Source organism: Polaromonas sp. P1_G2 (assembly GCF_056405515.1).
Genome location: NZ_JBFUBY010000243.1, coordinates 1 through 6263 on the forward strand (window position 1 = coordinate 1; position 6263 = coordinate 6263).

4 protein-coding genes are annotated in these 6263 nt (G+C 64.2%); 2 read left to right on the plus strand and 2 right to left on the minus strand.

What is annotated here, in order from left to right; genetic code table 11:
- Positions 1 to 112 precede the first annotated feature (112 nt).
- Entirely contained in the window at positions 113 to 2548 is a 2436-nt protein-coding gene (gene nirB, locus AC1D0P_RS20075; RefSeq protein WP_477678366.1) for a nitrite reductase large subunit NirB, read from the minus strand.
- Between the two features lie 393 nt (positions 2549 to 2941).
- Here nirB and AC1D0P_RS20080 point away from each other — a divergent pair, with 393 nt between their 5' ends.
- Entirely contained in the window at positions 2942 to 4228 is a 1287-nt protein-coding gene (locus tag AC1D0P_RS20080) for a type IV pili methyl-accepting chemotaxis transducer N-terminal domain-containing protein (protein WP_477678367.1), read from the plus strand.
- 84 nt (positions 4229 to 4312) lie between these two features.
- The gene (locus tag AC1D0P_RS20085) at positions 4313 to 6061 is read left to right on the plus strand and encodes a bifunctional protein-serine/threonine kinase/phosphatase (protein ID WP_477678368.1); all 1749 of its coding nucleotides are present in this window, start codon (positions 4313 to 4315) and stop codon (positions 6059 to 6061) included.
- Here AC1D0P_RS20085 and AC1D0P_RS20090 read toward each other — a convergent pair.
- Positions 6034 to 6263 (minus strand): hypothetical protein (locus AC1D0P_RS20090; protein WP_477678369.1); only part of this gene is annotated, 230 nt, incomplete at its 5' end. The two genes, AC1D0P_RS20085 and AC1D0P_RS20090, sit on opposite strands and share 28 nt — an antisense overlap.

Genomic DNA, 6263 nt, shown 5'->3' on the forward strand with positions numbered 1-6263 from the left:
GTGAAACACGGCGCGAGCCGAGCACCGGGATGTCGGTGACCAGGCAGATTTTTTTCCATTCAGACATAGTGATCTCTCAATTCGGGCTTTGGGCGAGCAAGCGATGAAGCGGTCAGGCGGGAGCGAGTTTTTCAAACTGGCGGGTGTCCACGGACGCTTCTTTCAGGTCGAACCAGGGATCCGGTTCACCGTCGAGCGCGAACTGCAGCTGCTCCCACAGCGCCTTGCGGCCTTCGTGGTCTTCCAGGATTTTTTTCTTCACATAGTCCAGGCCCACGCGGTTCACATAGTGCACCGTGCGCTCCAGGTACCAGCCTTCCTGGCGGTAGAGCTCGCAGAAGGCGCCGGTGTACTCGAGCACCTCGGCAGCGGTCTTGAGCTTGGTGAAGAAGTGGGCGACTTCCGTCTTGATGCCGCCGTTGCCGGCGATGTACATCTCCCAGCCCGAATCGACGCCGATGATGCCGACGTCCTTGATGCCGGATTCGGCGCAGTTGCGCGGGCAACCGCTGACGGCGAACTTGACCTTGTGCGGCGCGTACATGCGCCACATCGCGCGTTCCAGGTCCTTGCCCATTTGCGTGCTGTCCTGGGTGCCCATGCGGCACCATTCGCTGCCCACGCAAGTCTTCACCGTGCGCAGGGCCTTGGCGTAAGCGTGGCCTGAGGGCATGCCGATGTCTTTCCAGACGTTTTGCAGGTCTTCTTTCTTCACGCCCAGCAGGTCGATGCGCTGGCCGCCCGTGACCTTGACGGTCGGGATCTTGTACTTGTCCACCGCGTCGGCGATGCGGCGCAGTTCGCTGGCCGTGGTCTCGCCGCCCCACATGCGCGGSAYGACGSWRTAGGTGCCGTCCTTCTGGATRTTGGCGTGGCTGCGTTCGTTGATGAAACGGCTTTGCGGATCGTCCTTGGCCTGTTTGGGCCAGGTGCTGATCAGGTAGTAGTTGACGGCAGGGCGGCAGGTGGCGCAGCCGTTGGGCGTCTTCCATTCCATGAACTTGAAAGTGTCCGAAATGCTGAGCAGCTTGTTGGCCCGGATGGCGTCACGCACCGCCTGGTGGCCGTGGTCCGTGCAGCCGCACATGGCCTTGAGCTTGGGCGTGGCCGAGTAGTCGCCGCCGGCCGTGAACATCAGGATCTGCTCGACCAGGCCGGTGCAGGAGCCGCAGGAAGCGCTGGCCTTGGTGTGCTTGCGCACCTCGTCGAGCGTGAACAGGCCTTTTTCCTTGATGGCCTTGCAGATCGCGCCCTTGTTGACGCCGTTGCAGCCGCAGACTTCCGCGTCGTCGGACATCAGCGCGGCCTTGTTCTGGCCTTCGTGGCCGGCATCGCCGAGATTGGACTCGCCGAAGATCAGCTTGTCGCGGATGTCGGCCACGCTGCGGCCGTCGCGCAGCAGCTTGAAGTAGTAACTGCCGTCCACGGTGTCGCCGTAGAGGCAGGCGCCGACCAGCTTGTCGTCCTTGATCACCAGCTTTTTGTAGACGCCGCCGAAGGGATCGCTCATCACGATTTCCTCGGCGCCGTCGCCGCCCATGAATTCGCCGGCGCTGAACAGGTCTATGCCGGTGACCTTGAGCTTGGTGGAGGTCAGCGAACCCGAGTAGCGGCCTATGCCGAACTGCGCCAGGTGGTTGGCCGCCACCTTGGCCTGCTCAAACAGCGGCGCGACCAGGCCGTAGGCGATGCCGCGGTGCGCCGCGCATTCGCCCACCGAGTAGATGCGCGCGTCGGTGACGGTCTGCATGGTGTCGTTGACGACGATGCCCTTGTTGCAGTGCAGGCGCATGGACTCGGCCAGCTGGGTGTTGGGGCGTATGCCCACCGCCATGACCACGAGGTCGGTGGCCACTTCGCTGCCGTCCTTGAACTTGATGGACTTCACGCGGCCTTCGTCGTTGCCGGTGAGCTCCTGGGTCTGCGCGCCGATCAGGAATTTGAGGCCTCGGTCTTCCAGCGATTTCTGCAGCAGCTTGCCCGCCACGTCGTCGAGCTGGCGCTCCATCAGCCAGGGCATCACGTGCACCACGGTGACCTCCATGCCGCGCAGCATCAGGCCGTTTGCCGCTTCCAGGCCCAGCAGGCCGCCGCCGATGACGACGGCTTTTTTGTATTTCTTCGCCGCGTCGATCATGGCGTTGGTGTCGGCGATGTCGCGGTAGGCGATCACGCCCTGCAGGTCCTTGCCCGGCACCGGCAGGATGAAGGGGTTGGAGCCGGTGCACATCAGCAGGCGGTCGTATTCCTCTTCGGTGCCGTCCTCGGCGCGCACCACGCGCTTGACGCGGTCGATTTCCACCACTTTTTTGCCGGCATGCAGCGTGATGTGGTTGTCTTTGTACCAGTCCCAGGGGTTCAGGACGATCTCGTCCAGCGTCTGTTCACCGGCCAGCACGGGCGACAGCAGGATGCGGTTGTAATTGGGATGGGGCTCGGCGCCGAAGACGCTGATGTCATACAGGTCGGGGGCGACCTTGAGCAATTCTTCCAGGGTGCGCACGCCGGCCATGCCGTTTCCGACCATCACCAGTTTTGATTTTTTCATGGGGCTACTCCAGGGATTCAAAGGTTGCAGGTGCAAACGTCATGCCACGGCCGTGTAGCGCAACTCGCGCACGCACGCATCCAGTGGCCTGTCTTCAAGGCTTTCAAGCCGGTCCGGCTTGTCGGAAACAAGGTGAAATTCATGATGCTCTCTCCCGGTCAAACAGGGACCCGGGCTTAAAACCCGGTATGAGGCACACCATTACGTACGTCGTTGTACGCAGGACCCGCAGTGCATTCGCTAAGGTCGGGCGCGTCGTTACGCCCGCAATGGCTAATGCAAAACTTGTGCCATATCATTGGCCTGCGATGCGCGCCGCCGGATGCAACCGGCGCATGGCCCGCGACTTGCGTTCTGATTTACCCTGTTTTCCCTCTCAACCTATTGATTTGTATGACTTCCGCATTGGTACACCTCAACGGCCCCGCCGGCGGCAATCCGCTGGTAGCTGACCTGGAAGCGGCCGGCATCCAGGTCCTGGCGGTCGTCAGCGAGCGCAGCAAACTGGTGCAAGAGGTGTTGCGCCAGGCACCCGATGTGGTGATTTGCCACGATGCGCTGCCGGGCGAAGACCTGTTCAGGCTGCTGCAGGTGGTCAGTGACACCGCCCCGTGCCCGGTGATCGTGTTGACCACCGACAGCGACGCCGCCAGGATCACGCGCGCCCTGGAAGTGGGTGTTCATGCCTATGTGGTCAACGGCTACGGCCCGCAGCGCCTGCGGCCCTTGATCCACCTGGCCCAGGCACGCTTTCAGCGCGAGCAGGCCCTGCAGGGGCAGATCAAGGATGTCGCCAGCCGGCTGGAAGAGCGCAAGGTGGTGGACCGCGCCAAAGGCATCCTGATGCGAGCCCGCCAGGTGTCCGACGACGACGCCTTCCAGATCCTGCGGACCGCCTCCATGCACACCAACCAGCGCCTGGGCCAGGTGTCGCAGCACATCATCCATTCGGCGCGCTTCGCCGAAGACGTCAACCGCTCCGGCCAGCTGCGCATGTTGTCGCAGCGCCTGGTCAAGCTGGCCCTGCTGCGGCTGGCGGGGGTGCAGGCCGAACGCGTGACAGAGCTGCTGAAGGAATCGGTGCTGCGCATCGACGCCAACATCGCCGCCCTCGGCAAAAGCCTGTCGCAGCCCACTTTTGGCGACTTGCTCGGGCAGGTCACGGTGACCTGGACCCGCCTGAAGCCTGCCCTGCAGGGGAGCCCGGCCGCCGGCGAGATGGCACACCTGGATGAGCTGGCCGAACTGCTGCTGCAGGAAGCCGAACGCATGACCGGCAGCCTGGAAAACGCCGGCGCCATGCCGCCGCTGCAAATGCTCAACCTGGCCGGGCGCCAGCGCATGCTGAGCCAGCGTTTCGCGAAATACGCGCTGCTCCAGGCCTTGGGCGGCGTGGCCGTCTCGCAGCGCAGTGAGGCGGGCATGGCCGAGTCGCAGGCGGCATTCGAGAAGGCGCTGCAGTACCTCAACGACATCCCGCTGACCAGCAAAGAGATTCGTGCGTCGCTCGACAAGGCGGCTGCGGGTTGGACGCAGATGCGCGCAGGCGCCGCAAGCATCGCCAAAGGCAAAGATGCCAGGCGCCTTGAAGGGCTGGCCATCGCCAGTGAAGAACTGCTCGACGTCTTTGAGCAGCTTTCGGTGCAGTACGAGCGCAGCATGCAGATGCTGGTGGGCTAGCTAGTCCCTTAACGGCCCTGCCCCCGGAACAGTGCATTGCTGCAATGCACCAATATCGGGCATTGAACTTGCTTACATTGGTGCATGGCATTTGATCTGGACATTGGCTTTGCAACCCTCGCAGGCCGCAAAAGCAGCAACGAGGATTTCTGCGCGGCCATGCTGCCCGAGCCCGGCTATGAGGGCATGGGCTCCATCGTCGCGATTGCCGACGGCGTGAGCACCGGCGGCATGGGCCGCGAGGCGGCGCAAACTACCGTCACCAGCCTGGTCCGCGACTATTACGGCACGCCCGAGACCTGGGACACCACCGTGGCCCTGGACCGCATCATCGGCGCGCAGAATGCCTGGCTGGCCGGCATCAACCGCCGGCGCCAGCCGGCCATGGGCCTGACCACCCTCACGGCGCTGGTGCTGCGCGGGCAGTCCTACACCCTGGCGCACGTGGGCGATTCGCGGGCCTATCTGTTGCGCGGCGGCACGCTGCAGCAGCTCACGCACGACCACGCCGTCAACCATCCCGATTTCAAGCACCAGCTGCTGCGTTCCGTGGGCGCTGAAGACCATGTGGTGGTCGACTACATGCAGGGCGACCTGCAGGTGGGCGATGTGTTCGTCCTCGTCACCGACGGTGTGCACGGCGTGCTGCGCGATGCGCGGCTGAAGGATTTCGCCGGCCTCCAGGAGGCCGGCGGCGCCCAGGTGGCCAGCCAGGGCCTGGTGGACGCCTCCCTGGCCGCCGGCAGCGACGACAACGTGACGGCCGTGGTGGTTCGTGTGCGAGGCCTGCTGGATGCCACGCTGCAGGACGTGACCCGCATCGCGCAGACGCTGCCCATTCCGCCGCGCCTGAAGGTGGGCGACGTGATGGACGGCCTGGCTGTGACGGCCCCGGTGGCCGACAACGGCATCAATGTGCTCTACCAGGTGCGCGACCCCGCCACGCGGGTGCTGTATGCCCTCAAGACCCTGAACCCCGCCCGCTCGCACGACGAAGAAGAACGCGCCATGCTGGCCCACGAAGCCTGGCTGGCCCTGCGCATGCAGTCGGGCAGGGCGGCGGCGCACCTGGTCAACCTTCACGACCGCCTGCCGAACGGCCAGGAACGTAGCGCGTTTTACCTGCTGTATGACTGGCACAGCGGCGAGACACTGCAGCAGCAGCTGGACCGCCGGCATAAATTCAGCGTCGAGCAGGTGCTGGGCGTGGCCACCCAGGCGGCGCGCGCACTGGGAAGGCTGCACCGCCAGTGCGTGATCCACCGCGACATCAAGCCCGCCAATCTGCACCAGGGCGAAGACGGCGTGCTGCGCCTGCTGGACCTGGGCGTGGCGCTCAGCGGGCGCGAACCCGAAGCCATGCGCAAGCTGCACGCCGGCACGCCCAGTTTCATCAACCCCGAGCAATGGGGCTTCAGCGCCGCCGCTGCTGACGGCCCCGAGGAACTGCCAGACGCGCAAAGCGATTTGTTCGCGCTGGGCGTCACCCTGTACCAGCTGCTGACCACCCGCCTGCCCTATGGCGAGGTGCTGCCTTACCAGGCCGGCCGCTATTACCGCGACCCCGTCGCGCCCAGCCGCATCAACCCCGAAGTGCCGATCTGGCTGGACCACGTGGTGCTCAAGGCCGTCGCGCGCGACAAGCGCCGGCGCTTCGAAACCGCCGAGGAGCTGTTGCTGGCGCTGGAGCGGGGTGCTTCGCGGCCGCTCACCGCGCCGCAGGGGACGCCCTTGATTGAGCGGGATCCGGTGATGTTGTGGAGGTTGTTGTTGGCGGTTAGTGTTGTGGTGAATTTGTTGTTGATTTATTGGTTGTTGTTTTTACCAAGATAAGGGTGGGCCGGGTCTTGCTCCGGCGAGTGCGCTTCCTCTGTGCTCTCTTTTACGTTCTGCTGGCCGGGGGTAGCCCGGCGGCTACTCACTTTTCTTTTGCTTCGCCAAAAGAAAAGTAAGCAAAAGAAAAGGCGACCCTGGTTGCTGCGTCCCTTCGCTTCGCTACGGGCAACCTGCGGTGCTCGGTTCAGGCGGGGTCTCG